At 72.2% G+C, this 14444-nt stretch carries 16 protein-coding genes; 13 read left to right on the top strand and 3 right to left on the bottom strand.

Going from position 1 to position 14444, the window contains the following annotated elements; genetic code table 11:
- Positions 1-228 precede the first annotated feature (228 nt).
- A complete protein-coding gene (locus ABD236_RS06160; RefSeq protein ID WP_344071240.1) occupies positions 229-444 on the top strand; it encodes a DUF2087 domain-containing protein in 216 nt (71 codons plus the stop codon).
- Positions 445-481: 37 nt separating this feature from the next.
- Here ABD236_RS06160 and ABD236_RS06155 read toward each other — a convergent pair whose 3' ends face one another.
- Positions 482-1720 carry an alpha/beta hydrolase family protein gene (locus ABD236_RS06155; protein ID WP_344070948.1) on the bottom strand — a complete coding sequence of 413 codons (1239 nt, stop codon included), beginning with the start codon at positions 1718-1720 and terminating at the stop codon, positions 482-484.
- Between the two features lie 606 nt (positions 1721-2326).
- On the opposite strand from ABD236_RS06155, the gene ABD236_RS06150 reads away from it, so the two are divergent.
- The 3 genes from ABD236_RS06150 to ABD236_RS06140 all read left to right on the top strand — a co-directional run bounded on the left by ABD236_RS06150 (position 2327) and on the right by ABD236_RS06140 (position 4284).
- A complete protein-coding gene (locus ABD236_RS06150; protein ID WP_344070946.1) occupies positions 2327-3067 on the top strand; it encodes a VOC family protein in 741 nt (246 codons plus the stop codon).
- A gap of 115 nt (positions 3068-3182) precedes the next feature.
- Positions 3183-3752 carry a PadR family transcriptional regulator gene (locus ABD236_RS06145; RefSeq protein ID WP_344070944.1) on the top strand — a complete coding sequence of 190 codons (570 nt, stop codon included), beginning with the start codon at positions 3183-3185 and terminating at the stop codon, positions 3750-3752.
- A 154-nt stretch (positions 3753-3906) separates the two neighbouring features.
- Positions 3907-4284, top strand: coding sequence for a MerR family transcriptional regulator (locus tag ABD236_RS06140; RefSeq protein WP_344070943.1), 378 nt, complete (start codon positions 3907-3909; stop codon positions 4282-4284).
- 20 nt (positions 4285-4304) lie between these two features.
- On the opposite strand, the gene ABD236_RS06135 is transcribed toward ABD236_RS06140, so the two are convergent.
- The gene (locus ABD236_RS06135; RefSeq protein ID WP_344070941.1) at positions 4305-5096 is read right to left on the bottom strand and encodes an SDR family NAD(P)-dependent oxidoreductase; all 792 of its coding nucleotides are present in this window, start codon (positions 5094-5096) and stop codon (positions 4305-4307) included.
- A 211-nt stretch (positions 5097-5307) separates the two neighbouring features.
- On the opposite strand from ABD236_RS06135, the gene ABD236_RS06130 reads away from it, so the two are divergent.
- The 9 genes from ABD236_RS06130 to ABD236_RS06090 all read left to right on the top strand — a co-directional run bounded on the left by ABD236_RS06130 (position 5308) and on the right by ABD236_RS06090 (position 12825).
- Positions 5308-6414 carry a type III polyketide synthase gene (locus ABD236_RS06130; RefSeq protein WP_344070939.1) on the top strand — a complete coding sequence of 369 codons (1107 nt, stop codon included), beginning with the start codon at positions 5308-5310 and terminating at the stop codon, positions 6412-6414.
- 84 nt (positions 6415-6498) lie between these two features.
- On the top strand, positions 6499-7695 hold the full coding sequence (locus ABD236_RS06125; RefSeq protein WP_344070937.1) for a cytochrome P450: 1197 nt from the start codon (positions 6499-6501) through the stop codon (positions 7693-7695).
- A 35-nt stretch (positions 7696-7730) separates the two neighbouring features.
- Positions 7731-8315 carry a cupin domain-containing protein gene (locus tag ABD236_RS06120; protein WP_344070935.1) on the top strand — a complete coding sequence of 195 codons (585 nt, stop codon included), beginning with the start codon at positions 7731-7733 and terminating at the stop codon, positions 8313-8315.
- A complete protein-coding gene (locus ABD236_RS06115) occupies positions 8312-9550 on the top strand; it encodes a cytochrome P450 (protein ID WP_344070933.1) in 1239 nt (412 codons plus the stop codon). The genes ABD236_RS06120 and ABD236_RS06115 overlap by 4 nt, the downstream gene beginning before the upstream one ends.
- Before the next feature lie 25 nt (positions 9551-9575).
- Positions 9576-10214 (top strand): maleylpyruvate isomerase N-terminal domain-containing protein, encoded by a 639-nt coding sequence (locus ABD236_RS06110; protein ID WP_344070931.1) that lies wholly within the window; start codon positions 9576-9578, stop codon positions 10212-10214.
- 162 nt (positions 10215-10376) lie between these two features.
- On the top strand, positions 10377-11033 hold the full coding sequence (locus ABD236_RS06105) for a hypothetical protein (RefSeq protein ID WP_344070929.1): 657 nt from the start codon (positions 10377-10379) through the stop codon (positions 11031-11033).
- Positions 11034-11232: 199 nt separating this feature from the next.
- A complete protein-coding gene (locus tag ABD236_RS06100) occupies positions 11233-11535 on the top strand; it encodes a hypothetical protein (protein ID WP_344070927.1) in 303 nt (100 codons plus the stop codon).
- A 76-nt stretch (positions 11536-11611) separates the two neighbouring features.
- The gene (locus ABD236_RS06095; protein WP_344070925.1) at positions 11612-12109 is read left to right on the top strand and encodes a peptidylprolyl isomerase; all 498 of its coding nucleotides are present in this window, start codon (positions 11612-11614) and stop codon (positions 12107-12109) included.
- A gap of 164 nt (positions 12110-12273) precedes the next feature.
- Positions 12274-12825, top strand: coding sequence for a DUF2165 domain-containing protein (locus tag ABD236_RS06090; RefSeq protein ID WP_344070923.1), 552 nt, complete (start codon positions 12274-12276; stop codon positions 12823-12825).
- A gap of 35 nt (positions 12826-12860) precedes the next feature.
- Here the strand turns inward: ABD236_RS06090 and ABD236_RS06085 are convergent, their stop codons facing one another.
- On the bottom strand, positions 12861-14363 hold the full coding sequence (locus ABD236_RS06085) for an SDR family oxidoreductase (protein WP_344070921.1): 1503 nt from the start codon (positions 14361-14363) through the stop codon (positions 12861-12863).
- Between the last annotated feature and the right edge of the window lie 81 nt (positions 14364-14444).

Genomic DNA, 14444 nt, shown 5'->3' with positions numbered 1-14444 from the left:
CCACGCGGCTCCTCGCGGCGGGCTCCCGGCTCGGTGGAGGCCAAATCCCGTTGCCGCACGGCGGCCCGATGAGGAAGGCTTTCCGCCATGTCAGCGAACACCACCGGCCACACGCCCGACCCCGACCACAACGCCCTCGAAGCGCCGGAGAACACCACCACCAGCGGCACGCGGGAAAACCCCAGCGGCGGCGGCCAAGCCGTCGCCTCGCTCTTCTCCCACGGCCGTCTGACGGCGATCCCCCGCAAGGCGGCCCGCCGCGAGCAGCTGCTCGTCCACCTCAAGGAGACGCTCTTCGAGCCGGGGCGGCAGTACACCGAGCGCGAGGTCAACGAGGCGCTGCTCACCGTCCACGACGACTTCCCCGCGCTGCGCCGCTATCTGATCACGGCCGGTCTGCTGACCCGGACCCGGGACGGCGCCAGCTACCAGCGCGCGGCGTGACGTCCCCGGCCTAGGCCCCCGTTTCAGAGCCTGCCTTTCACGGGTTCTCGAACCTCACCTCCGGGTTCTGGGCGGTCGGCCCCGCGAGCACCGGCTGCGGTATCCCCCGCAGGTGTTCGTCGAAGAACGCCGCCACATACGTACGGGTGATGTCGGTCGCCCGCCCGGCGGGCAGCGGGGGCTCGGGCAGCCCGAAGTGCTCCTCGATGGCGGGGCTGTCGGAGAAGGTGAAGTGCTCGGACCCGGCGACGGTCAGCCAGCGCTTCCAGCCGCCGAGCGTCGGCCAGGTGCGGTCCCAGGTCTTGTCGGGGCCACCGGGCCGGTGCTCGTCGGTGCCGAGCATCATGAACGGACGCCCGCCGAGCCCTTTCGCGGGCAGGGTGTCCCAGAACGCCCCGTCCATGTTGACGCCCGCCGCGACCCGGCGGTCCGCGAGCATCGTCGAGGCCGCGCTCGCGCCGCCTATGGAGTGGCCGGCCATGCCGATGCGCCGCTTGTCGATCATTTCGGCGTGCCGCCAGATCGGATGGCGCCCGGTGAGCCGGTCGAGGACGAAGGAGACGTCCTTGGCACGCGTGTCGGTCACGACGCTCCCCGGCACCCCGCCGGTCCCCAGCGCGTCGCAGGCCAGACAGGTCAGGGTCCGGCCGCCGGGCACCGAGATGCCGAACGACTCGTACGCGTGGTCCAGTGAGGCGACCACATAGCCCCGGCTGGCGAGGTCCTCGGCGAGACCGGTCAAGGTGTAGCGGGACACGCTGAAGCCGGGTGAGAGCACGATCAGCGGGTAACTCCCGCGCGCGGGCCGCGCGTCGGGACGGCTGTGGGTCCGCGTGGCGCTCAACTGCCCGGCGGGGACGGCCGCTTCTATCCCGAGGCCCTTCACCAGCAGGGCCGTCTCGTCGGTGGTGGCGTACGGCGCCGGGCGTCCCGGTCCGGAGCGGGCCGCCGGATAGTGCAGGGTGAGCATGAGCTCGCGCGCGCCCGCCTCGGGTTTCCACGGGTCGGTGCGCGACCGGTCGACGAGGTGGAACACCGAACTGCCCACCGCGTACTCACCGGTGGGGTTCGGCAGGCGCATCGGCCGGGCGGCGGCGTCGGTGGCCGTGCCCGGGGCGGGTGACGCGGCCTGGGCCTGGGCCTGGGCCTGGGCCTGGGCCGCAGAGGATAACGCCGAGGTCTTCGGCGCCGCCGAAGCGGTGCCGGCGGCGACGGCGGGCAGCGCGAGAGCGAAGGAGAGCGTGACGGCCGTGACCGCCTTGTTGCGTCCGATCATGGTCTCGACGCTAGAGCCCGGAGCCGAACGAGCGCGTCGTTCCTGAGTCGCTATTCAGGGGCCGCCGCGTCCACCCGTGGTCTGCCTCCTGTCTCCACCCGCAGGTGGGCACGCGCAATCGCACCGCCTCCCGGCTGCGCGAGCACCCGGCCTCCGGGCTGCGCGAACGCCCGCCTGCGGGGAGCGGTTGCGGCGGCCCGGGGAAGGACGGAAGGTGATTCGGGTGCCGCCTGCGACGAAATGGCCGAAAACGGGGTACCCGCTTCGGTGGGCCCGGAACGCGTCAGGACGGGAACGAGGGCTGGACGCCGGGTCCGCCCGCACGGCCGGAACCGCTCCGGCACGGCCGGCACTCCCGCCGACGCGGGCGGGGCATCGGCTCCGATACGGTGAGAAGCACCATGCGCAGTGGTTCCACTACACTGCGTGACGAAACACTCATGAAAGCGGCTGGGTGCGGCGTGCCCGATTTGCGGGAAAATGGTGACGCAGGAAGCCGCCAGGCGCTAGCGATCGGCAGCAGCGATGGACAGGACAACCACGGTCCGCGATTCCAAGGCCTCGTCGAGTGCGGCGGTGCTCGGGGCACCGTGCTGGGTGAGCCTCATGGCGCGCGAACTGGAGCCCGCGCTCCAGTTCTACGGGGCCGTCTTCGGCTGGACGTTCCGCACCGGGCGGCTCGGCGAGCAGTTCCGGGTGGCGCTCGACGACGGTGAGCCGGTCGCCGGGATAGGAGCCCTGGCACCCGCGCTCCAGGTGGCGGTCGCCTGGACGCCGTACTTCGCGGTCGAGGACGCCGACGCCACCGCCGCGCGCATCCGCGAGCGCAGCGCCACGGTCGCCGTGGGCCCGGTCGCCTTCCAGACCGGTCGCGGCGCGCTCGCCGCCGACCGGGACGGCGCGGTCTTCGGCATCTGGCAGGGCAAGCTCGTCAACGACTGGGAGTCGTGGCGCGACCGCGAGCCCGCCTGGCTGCGGCTGCGTACCCGTAACGCCTTCGAAGCGGCGATCTTCTACGGCGAGGTGCTCGACTGGGCCGCCGAGCGGCCCGGCTGCTGCGATGTGCGCTACGAGGCCGAGGAGGTAGTCCTGCGGCACGGCGGCCACATCGTGGCACGTCTCAGCTCGGGCGCCCTGGAGGCGGCACCGGACCCCACCATCCGGCCGCACTGGGAGGTCCACTTCGTCACCACGGACGTCCCCGCCAAGACGGCTGCCGCGCGCGCCCACGGCGGCATGGTCATCGCCCAGGGCACGGCCGGCACCGGCCCGTGGGCGACGATCCGCGACCCGGACGGCGCCACGTTCACGATCAACACGCGCGCGGCGGTGGAACCGGCGACGTAGTCACGGGTGAGGGCGTCGTCACCGGCGAGGGCGTCCGTCGGCGTCACCGCGCGCCGTGGAAGACCCGGCGATTACTCACCTAATTGCCTAATGGAGAAAGTGATAACTTGGCGCGATGGCACTGCGCAACGCCGTTCTCGTCGCACTCCTCGAGGGCGAGGCGTCCGGGTACGACCTGGCCAAGGGATTCGACGCGTCCGTCGCCAACTTCTGGATGGCCACCCCTCAGCAGCTCTACCGGGAGCTGGAGCGGATGGAGTCCGAGGGCCTGGTCGAGGCGCGGCTGGTGCATCAGGAGCGCAGGCCCAACAAGCGCCTGTTCTCCCTCACCGACGCGGGCCTCGCGGCTCTGCGCTCCTTCACCGCCGAGCCGCCGCGCCCCAGCGCGATCCGCGACGAGCTGCTGGTGAAGGTGCAGGCCGTGGATTCCGGTGACGCCGAGGCTGTACGGAGGTCGGTGGCGGAGCGGCTGGAGTGGTCCCGGGCCAAGCTGGCCCGCTACGAACGGCTGCGGGACCGGCTGCTCGACGGGCGTACCGAGGACGAGCACCTGGCCCGCGCCGAACGCGTCGGCCCGTATCTGACCCTGATGCGCGGCCTCGCGTTCGAGGAGGAGAACATCCGCTGGGCACAGCGGGCGCTCGCCGTCCTGGACCGGCGCGCGGCTGCGGCCAAGCGCCCCTGAACCTACGCCGGTCGGGGCCCGGTTCCACCCCTGCCTCGCCGTACGGGCCACCGTCCGGGCCCGGGGATGCCGCCTGACGTGCGCGTATGCTGCAACAGTGACATCGATGTGAGGGTCCCGGCGGGACGGCGGCCCATGGATCTGGGGTGACGGGATGCGGATCGGGGAGCTGTCGGAGCGCACCGGCACACCACGCCGGCTGCTGCGCTACTACGAGGAACAGGGCCTGATCGCCGCCGAGCGCCTGCCGAACGGCTATCGCGAGTACGACGAGCTCTACGCGGCCCGCGTCCTGCAGATCAGAGGCCTGCTCGACGCCGGCCTGCCCACCAGGATCATCAAAGAGCTGCTCCCCTGCCTGGACCACCCCCGATCCGGCCAACTCGCCGAAGCGACCCCGGAGATGATCGCAGCTCTGGAACTCCACCGCGATCGCATGACGGCCCGCATCAACTGCCTGACCCGCAACAGGGACGCGGTGGCGCAGTACCTGGAGGCGGTACGCGACACGAGCGGGGGCGGCTCCTCGTAGCCGGTCTCCCGGCCCCCGCCTCACAACAGCGTCCGGCCGCCGTCCAGTGGCAGGAACGTTCCCGTGACCTTTCTCGACAAGTCGCTCGCCAGGGTCACGACCGCGTCGGCCACGTCCTGGGCCGTGATCGGGTCGGGCAGAGGGGTGTCGGCGGCGACGTGGGCGATCAGGGCCGGCTGGGCCGGGCCCGCGTTCGCGTCCGTGGGGACGAAGCCGGGGGCGACCGTGTTCACGCGGATGTTGTCGGGGGCCAGCTCCCGGGCCAGGGCCCGGCCGACCGCGTCCTGGGCACTCTTGGCCGCCGTGATCTCCACGGGGACGGGGTAGGGGTTGTGTGTGGCGGAGGCGCCGATCAGGACGATCGAACCGCCGCCCCGACGACGCATCGCGGGCACCACCGCGTGGCAGCAGGCGAGCGTCGCGTCGAGCTGGGAGGCGACCGCGTCCCGTACCGAGGCGATGCCCCGAGGGGTGTCGATGAAGCTGCCGGCCGCCCCCGCCCTGGCCGCGACGGCCTCCGTACCGACCATCACGTTGCAGACCAGGACGTCCGGCGCGCCCAGCGCGGCCGTGGTCGCCGCCACCACCGCCCGCACCCGCTCCAGGTCGCTCACGTCCCCCGGCACCGCCACCGCGCGGCCGCCGGACTTCTCGATGTCGGCCACCACACCGGCCGCCGCCTGCGCGTTGCGCAGGTAGTTCACGGCCACGGCCGCCCCGTGCGCGCCGAGCGCGCGGGCGATTGCGGCGCCGATCCCTCGGCTCGCGCCCGTGACCAAGGCCACCCGGCCGTCCAGTAAGGCCGACGACATACGTCCACTCCCCTTCGTACGCCCCGGAGCCGCCCCCGCCCGCGGCAGTCCGGCGTCATACCCGCCACCCGTATGACACTTTTGTGTACTTTCAGATAGATCTGACGGTTCTTCTCCCTTGGGCCTGGAATGATCCAACACGGCTGTCCGGCAGCCCGCCCGACCCCCGTCATGAGATTGGGCGCCGTCTACTCCTCAGGATGTTCCGCCCATGGCTGTCTTGTGCCGACCTGCCGTCGCCGTGCCCGAGCACGTGATCACCTCTGAGCAGACTCTCGACCTGGTGCGCACCGTTCACGCCGACCATCCCCAGCTCGCACTCGCGCTACGCCTGATCGAGAACACCGGAGTCGCCAAACGGCACATCGTCCAGCCTCTTGAGGACACCCTGCGCCACCCGGGCTTCGAGGTGCGCAACAAGCGGTACGAGGCGGAGGCCAAGGCGCGGGTGCCGCAGGTGGTGCGGCAGGCGCTGGACACCGCGGAGCTGTCGCCGCGTGACATCGATCTGATCGTCTATGTCTCGTGCACGGGCTTCATGATGCCCTCCCTGACGGCCTGGTTGATCAACACCATGGGTTTTCGGCCAGAGACCCGCCAGATCCCGATCGCCCAGCTCGGCTGCGCGGCGGGCGGCAGCGCCATCAACCGTGCGCACGACTTCTGCACCGCCTACCCCGGCGCCAACGCCCTCATCGTGGCCTGCGAGTTCTGCTCGCTCAGCTACCAGCCGACCGACCTGGGCGTCGGCACCCTGTTGTCCAACGGGCTGTTCGGCGACGCCGTGGCCGCGGCGGTCGTCCGGGGCTCCGGCGGCACCGGCGTCCAGTTGGAGCGCAACGGCTCGTACCTGGTACCGCGGACCGAGGACTGGATCGCCTACGCGGTCCGCGAGACCGGATTCCACTTCCTGCTCGACAAGCGGGTCCCGGGCACGATGGAAGACCTGGCGCCGGTCCTGGTCACCCTCGCCGACCGACACGGCTGGAACGCCTCCGACCTGGACTTCTACATCGTCCACGCGGGCGGGCCCCGCATCCTGGACGACCTCTGCAAGTTCCTCGGCGTACCCCCGGAGGCGTTCCGCTTCAGCCGCGCCACGCTCACCGAGTACGGGAACATCGCCAGCGCCGTCGTTCTGGACGCGCTCGGGCGGCTGTTCGACGAGGGCGGCGCGGAGCACCGGGCCAAGGGCCTGATCGCCGGGTTCGGGCCGGGCATCACCGCCGAGGTGGCGCTGGGGCGCTGGTCCGCCCCCGCCGCGCCCAGGACGGCAAGAGCACCGAAGAGGACCGCCGTGCCGGAGCTGGCGGTCTGACCCCGTACCACCGAGACACCCGTACCACCGAGACACCCGTACCACGGAGCCACCCGCACCACCGAGACAGGAGAGCAGAACGCCATGGCCGAACCGCAGATCCACTTCTGGGCGCCGCCGGACCTGCCCGGCCTCGCCTTCGACCCGCTGCTCGCCCGGCTGCTGCACGAGGAGCCGGTCGCCCGGGTGCGGCTGCCCAACGGCGAGGGCCACGCCTGGCTGGCGACCCGCTACGACGACGTGCGCTTCGTCTCCGTGGACCCCCGCTTCAGCCGTCAGGCCGTGATGGGGCGCCAGGTCACCAGGCTGGCCCCGCACTTCATCCCGATGGACGGGGCCGTCGGGTTCGCGGACCCGCCGGACCACACCCGGATGCGGCGCGTGGTCGCCAGCGCCTTCACCGCCCGCTCGATGCGCCGCCTGCACGAGCACGCCCAGCAGGTGGTCGACCGCCTCCTCGACCGGATGGAGGGCAAGGGCGGGCCGCTCGACCTGGTGGCCCATCTCAACCGGCCCTTCCCGCTCGCCATGGTGTGCGCGCTGATGGGGGTGCCGGACGAGGACCAGTCGAAAATGGCGCACTGGTCCGACACCATCATCTCCGCCGCCCACGGCCGCGAGGCCAGCGAGCAGGCGAAGGCGGAGATGTCCGCCTACTTCCGCGATCTCATCGAGCGGCGCAGGGCCGAGCCCCAGGAGGATCTGGCGGGGGTGCTGGCGGGCGCCCTGGAGAACGAGGTGCTCGACCGGGACGAGGCCGTCGGCCTCGCCGTGCTCATCCAGATCGGCGGCGCGCACGCGGTGCGCAACAACAGCGCGAACATGGTGTACGCGCTGCTGACCCGCCCCGGCCACCTGGCCCGGCTGCGCGCCGAACCGGAGCTGCTCCCGCAGGCGGTGGAGGAGCTGCTGCGCTACATCCCGCACCGCAACGCGGTCGGCCTCTCCAGGATCGCTCTGGAGGACGTCGAGGTGGGCGGGGTGCTGATCCCCGAGGGCGACCCCGTCTACGTCTCGTACCTCACGGCCAACCGCGACCCGCACGTCTTCGCCGACCCGGAGCAGCTGGACTTCGACCGGACCCACAACCCGCACGTCGCCTTCGGGCACGGCCCGCACTACTGCCCCGGCGCCACGCTGGCCCGGATGGAGTCCGAGATCCTGCTGCGCTCGCTCTGGGACCGCTTCCCCGACCTGCGGCTCGCCGTGCCGGAGGAGGAGCTGGTGTGGGAGCGCGGGGCGCTGATCCGCGGGCCCCGGGAACTGCCGGTGCAGTGGTGACGGGACGCCTGGACCCGTACGGAAAGGAGAGAGCCGTGGACGACCTCGCCCCCCGCACCCGCCCGGCCGACGGTCTGGTGATCCCGCCCGGCGGCGGCCGGACCGTCAGGACCGCCGCCCAGCAGGTGACCTTCAAGGTCACCGGCGCGCACTCGACCGTCGCCTCCACCTTCGAGGTGGTGGTGCCGCCCGGCTTCGACGTCGGCGCCCACGCCCACAGCCGCAGCGAGGAGCTGTTCTATCTGCTGGAGGGCGAGCTGGACGTGATGGCCTTCGAGCCGAGGGTCCGCACCCTCGACGACTGGCGGGAGTGGGAGTCGCCGTCCGGTCAGCGCCACATCCGGGCGACGGCGGGCACGATGATCCTGGTGCCGCCCGGCTGCCCGCACGCCTTCGCCAACCCCACGGGGCGCCCGGCCCGGATGCTGTTCCAGGCCGCCCCTCCCCCGGACCACGAGCGGTACTTCGAGGAGCTGCTCGAACTGCTCGCCGGCGGCGGGGAGATCGACCCGGCGGCCGTACAGGAGCTGCGGGTCCGGTACGACATCGAGCAGCTCACTCCGCTGCGGCATTCACCTCCCGTACAGGCCTCGACGGCGGACGCGCGGGTGACGTCATGAGCGAGGACGTACGCACCGACGAGCTGAGCCGCCGCACCTCCGGGGAGGCCACCGAGCACTTCTGGCCGGTGGAGCACCTGGAGGCGCTGGAGTTCGACCCGCTGCTGCACCGGCTGCTGCGCGAGGAGCCGGTGGCGCTGGTACGGATGCGGTTCGGGGACGGCAACGCCTGGCTGGTGACGCGCTACCAGGACGTCAAGGAGGTCACCTCGGACCCGCGGTTCAGCCGGGCGCTGACCGTCGACCGGCCGGTGACCAGCATGACGCCGCATGTGGTGGCCCCCGCCGGAGGCATCGGCCGCACCGACCCGCCCGACCACACCCGGCTGCGGCGCCTGCTGGCCCAGACCTTCAACCGCAAGCGGGTCGCGGCCCTCAAGGTGGAGGCGGAGGCGATCGCCGAGCGGCTGGTCGGGCAGATGCTGGCGCAGGGGGCGCCCGCCGACCTTACCGAGTACGTGACCGGCCCGATGCCGGAGCAGGTGATCGGGAAGCTGCTCGGGGTGCCCGAGAGCGACCTCGGCAGGCTCCAGGCCTGGCGGGGCGTCATCCTCTCCAGCGACCACTCCCTGGAGGAGAGCAACGCGGTCAAGGCCGAGATCGCCGGGTACTTCAGGGCGCTCGCCGACCACCGGCTGGAGCACCCGGGCGACGACCTGTTCAGCGAGCTGTCCCAGGCGCAGGCCGAGGGCGCGCTCAGCCGTCCGGAGCTGATCTCACTGGCCGTGATGATCGTCCTCAACGCCCTCGACCAGGTCCGCCAGCAGTGCTCCACGATGGTGTACACGCTGCTCACCCACCCCGAGCAGCTGGCACTGCTGAGGGCCGAGCCGGAGCTGCTGCCCACCGCCATCGAGGAGTTGCTGCGGTTCATCCCGCAGCGCAACGGCGTGGGGCTGCCCCGGATCGCCACCGAGGACGTACCGGTGGGCGATGTGCTCATCCGCGCCGGGGAGGCCGTCTACGTCTCGTATCTGGCCGCCAATCGCGACCCGGAGGTCTACACCGATCCGGACCGCTTCCGTCTGACCCGCGACGAGTCCCCCAACCTCGCCTTCGGGCACGGCGCGCACTACTGCCTGGGCGCCGCGCTGACCCGGATGCAGTCGGAGGTGATCCTGTCCACGCTGCTGCGCAGGGCTCCGGACCTGCGGCTGGCGATCGCTCCCGAACAGGTGTGCTGGCGCCGGGGCTCGATCAACCGCGGTCCGGAGACCCTGCCGCTTGCCTGGTGAGGGCGGGGGGCGGGATCGTACGGGGATGACGTCCCCGCGGCACGACTTCCTCGCCCTGGCGGGCTCGGTCCCCGACCTGCTGCGCGACCCGGCGGTCGGCGCCGCGTGGCCCGCGCCGAGCGCGCTGGCCGGGTTCAGCGTGAGCGGCCTGGCGGGCCATCTCGCCTACCAGGTCCTGTCGATCCCGCCCGCGCTGGCCGAACCCGTACCGTCCGAGCCCGTGGTCCCGCTGCTCGGGCACTACGAGCGGGTGGAGTGGATCGACGCGGGCCCCGACGACGAGATCAACGTACGGATCCGCAAGGGCGGCGAGAGCGAGGGCGCCCTCGGAGCCGGGGCGCTGGCGGACCGGGTGGCGGCGGCCGTGGCCGAACTGGCGACCGCTCTGGCCTCGGTGGAGAACCGGCCGGTCCGCATCCCCCTCTGGGGCCCGTGGTCACTGCTGCTCGACGACTTCCTGACCACCAGGATGATGGAGATCGCGGTGCACGGCGACGACCTGGCGGTCAGCGTCGGCATCCCCACTCCGCGGTTCGCGCCGGGCGCGGTGGACACGGTCGTCGGCCTGCTCTCCCGGCTGGCCGTACGCCGTCACGGCCAGCCGGCGGTGCTGCGGGCACTCAGCCGTGCGGAACGGGCACCCGGGACGATCGCCGCGTTCTGAGCGCCCTCGCCGAGGGGCGGCGGCAGTGCTCGACGCGCGCGTGCGGCCGCCGCGACTTCTTCACCGGTTCGGTCCCTCTTCGTCCCGGTTCGGTGACCGGGCCTCGTACGTCCGGTGTGTGGCGGTACGGTCACCGTGCGTACCAGACCTCCGGGGGGAATCATGCGCAAGTCCCTGCTCGCCGTCGCCACCGCCACCGCCGTCGCCTGCCTGGCTCTGACGGCCTGCCAGAACGACTCCGGCTCCAAGTCGCCGACCGGCCAGGCGTCCACCACTGGGACGCCCGGCACCCGGCCGTCCGCCGAGGGACCTGGTGGCGGCTCCGGCACCGACCCCTCGCCGGGTGCGGTCGCCCAGGCCCTGGGTGAGTCGTCGCGGACGGTCGGGGCGGGCACCGTGGGCATTCTGGAGATCACCCCGACCACCGTCGTGTACCTCCAGGACGCCGGCGGGCAGAGCTCGCAGTACGGCACGTTCGCCGTGGTGGCCATGGACGAGAAGTCGCTCAGCGCCAACCCGGCCGCCGAGACCGTGCTCGCCAAGGGCGGCGGCTGGCACTGGGCCGCGCCGGACGGCACGCTGGTCGCGGAGGGCTCGGGGCACGCGGCCCGGGTCGCCCTGGGCAAGTACCGGCATTCGGGGGCCATCGAGCCCGGGGCCCACGAGGTGCGGGCCAAGGTGTTCGACCTCACGCGGGCGCAGGCGGCCGGTGGGAAGCTGGTCTACACGGACGGGACGGAGTCCTCCGACCGGTGGAGCATCCCCGCGAAGGATTCCGGGCCTCAGATTGCGGAGGTCCGGGACGAGTTGAGCCGCTAGCGGCGGGGGGGCTCGCCGGCGGACCATGGTGGCCGGCCGCACCCCTAAGTACCCAGGGGCGCGGGGAACTGCGCGAGCAGCCATCCACGGTCCGCACGCCGACAAGAGGCCAATCCAACCACCCTCTCAGTGAGTTGGCTGGACCGTCCCGCCCGAGGGTATTCCCCTATCGTTGCCCCGTGCATCCAAGGAGGCTCGTGTGGACAAGGATGAAGAACGGCGGCTGCGGGCCCTCGCGCCGGAGATCTCCCGTACCACGATCGACCTGCTGAGGACGGTGGTCGGGCTCGAACCCGCCGAGCGGGTGCCCGAGGAGGCACTGCGGGCGGCCGACGAGGTGCTGGCCAAGCACGGACCCGACGGGCTGCGGGTGCTCGTCATGAGCATGGCCGGATGGACAGCCGTCGGGATCGAGTCGAACGCCCATCTGACCGGCAAGACGCACGAGGCGTACCTCGACGAGATGGAGCTCACCTGCCTGGAGGCCAACCCGGACGGCTGACGCGGGCGGCCGCCGCCCGGCCCCGTAAGGGGTGCCCGAAGAGCACGTATGCCGGACGGGATGTCAGGATGGGGGCATGACGACCAAGGTCTACTTCGACATCACCATCAACGACGAGCCCGCCGGGCGGATCAACTTCAACCTGTTCGACGACGTGGTTCCCAAGACGGCGGAGAACTTCCGCGCGCTCGCCACGGGCGAGAAGGGCTTCGGCTACGCCGGCTCCTCCTTCCACCGGGTGATCCCCGCGTTCATGCTCCAGGGCGGCGACTTCACCCGGGGCAACGGCACCGGCGGCAAGAGCATCTACGGCGAGAAGTTCGCCGACGAGAACTTCAAGCTGAAGCACGACAAGCCGGGCCTGCTGTCCATGGCCAACGCCGGTCCGAACAGCAACGGCTCGCAGTTCTTCATCACCACCATCGTCACCGGCTGGCTGGACGGCAAGCACGTCGTCTTCGGCGAGGTCGCGGACGAGGACAGCATGAAGCTCGTCAAGAAGATCGAGAGCCTCGGCTCCGACAGCGGCAAGACCAAGGCGAAGATCACCATCGCCGAGTCCGGCCAGCTCTGACGGTCCGCTTCCGTCCGCAGTCCGCCGACGGCGGTCCGAGGGGCACACGTCCTGCGTGAGCCCCTCGGCGCCCGGCGGGTCCACGCTGCCGGTGTCGCGGAGGCACCCGCCGCCTGATCCCCGGCACCGCGTTTCCCCGGCCGCCCCGCTGGGGAGAGTCCGGCATGAATCCACGCCTGCGGTCCCCGTCCTCGTTCCGTCGGCGCGCGGGCGCCCTGCCCGTGCTGCCCCTCGCCGCCGCCCTGCTCACCGCGACCGTCGCGCTCTACATGGCGCTGGTGGCGTTCGGGAACATCACCGACTTCGGCACCAACCGCGCCTTCGTCCACCATGTGCTGGCCATGGACACCACCTTCAAGGATCCGGACCTGATGTGGCGGGCCGTCGACTCGACGGCGCTCCAGGACACCGCGTACGTCCTGGTCATCATCTGGGAGACGGCCGCCGCGCTGGTGCTCGTCGCGGCGGGGGTGGTCTGGGCGCGGGCGCTGCGGGGCGGTGGCGGCTTCGCGCGGGCGCGGCGGCTGAGCACGGCGGGGCTGCTGATGGTGCTGCTGCTGTTCGGCGCCGGGTTCATCGCCATCGGGGGCGAGTGGTTCGCGATGTGGCAGTCCAAGTCGTGGAACGGCCTGGACGCGGCGACGCGCGACTTCATGCTGGCCGCGTTCGCCCTGCTCGTCGTCCATCTGCCCGGGGTCGAGGAGCGGAACGTCTGAGACCGGTCGGCCGGGCGCGGGGGCACGGTGGCTCCTCAGCCCGCCCGTTCCTCCGCCCGCGCGGCCGCCCGTGTGATGTTCCGCGCCATTCCTCCGAACACCACGGCGTGGAAGGGCGAGACGCTCCACCAGTACGCGTGCCCGAGCAGCCCGTGCGGATGGAACAGGGCGCGCTGGCGGTAGCGGGTGCGGCCGTCGGGCTCGCGCTCCGCGTACATCTCCAGCCAGGCGAGCCCCGGCAGCCGCATCTCGGCCCGCAGCCGCAGCAGATGCGGCCGGGTGATCTCCTCCACCCGCCAGAAGTCCAGCGAGTCCCCGACCCGCAGCCGGGTCGCGTCGCGGCGGCCCCGGCGCAGCCCCACACCGCCGGTCAGCCGGTCCAGCCAGCCGCGCACGGCCCAGGCGAGCGGGAAGGAGTACCAGCCGTTCTCGCCGCCGATGCCCTCGATGACCTGCCACAGCGCCTCGGGCGACACGTCCACCACACGTTCGCGGCGGTCGGTGTAGAGGCTGCCGCCCGCCCAGTCGGGGTCGGTGGGCAGCGGGTCGCTGGGGACGCCGGGGAGCGCGGCCGAGGACCAGCGGGTGACCACGTTGGCCTCCTTGATCCGCCGCAGGGCGAGCTCGATCGCCTCGTCGAAGCCGATGGGGGTGCCGGGCGGGTCCGGCACATACCGCGCGATGTCGTGCTCGTGGCAGACCACCTCGTGGCGCAGTGACTCCGCGAGCGGCCGGGCCAGCCCGCTGGGGACCGGGGTGACCAGGCCGATCCACTCGCTGGAGAGCCGGGGCGGCAGCATCGGCACGCGCACGATCAGCCGGTGGGGCAGCCCGGCGACCTCCGCGTACCGGCGCATCATCTGCTCGTAGCTGAAGACCTCGGGGCCGCCGATGTCGAAGGTCCGGTTGACGTCGGCGGGCATCTCGGCGCTGCCGACGAGATAGCGCAGGACGTCCCGTACGGCGATCGGCTGGACGCGGTTGCCCAGCCAGCTCGGGGTGAGCATCACCGGAAGCCGTTCGGTCAGATGGCGCAGGATCTCGAAGGAGGCCGACCCGGAGCCGATGATGACGGCGGCCCGCAGCACGGTCGTCGGAACCTCCGAGCCCAGCAGGATCGCGCCCACCTCGGCGCGGGAGCGCAGATGCGGCGAGAGGTCCCGCTCCGGCACGCCCGCGGGGGTGAGACCGCCGAGGTAGACGATCCGGCGGACCCCGGCCGCCGCGGCCCGCTCGGCGAAGATCCGGGCGGCCGAGCGGTCGGTCTGCTCGAAGCCGCGCCCGCTGCCCAGCGAGTGCACCAGGTAGTACGCCACGTCCACGCCCCGCAGCGCCTCCCCCACCGACTCCGCGTCCGTGACGTCGCCGCGCACGCTCTGCACGCGCCCGGCCCACGGGTGGTCGCGGAGTTTGCCCGGCGTACGGGCCAGACAGCGCACCCGGTACCCGGCGTCCAGGAGTTCGGGCACCAGCCGCCCGCCGATGTAACCGGTCGCGCCGGTCACCAGGACGAGCTCCGGGGTGCCGTCGCTCTTCATACCGCCTCCGCCGCTCGCCGCCGTGCCCTCGGGCAACGATCTCCCGTGGGGGCCGCTTCCGGGCGGCGCGACACCAGTTCC

This window comes from Streptomyces crystallinus (genome assembly GCF_039521265.1).
GTDB classification, from domain to species: Bacteria; Actinomycetota; Actinomycetes; order Streptomycetales; family Streptomycetaceae; genus Streptomyces; species Streptomyces crystallinus.
This window is presented reverse-complemented; position numbering and strand designations above follow the sequence as displayed.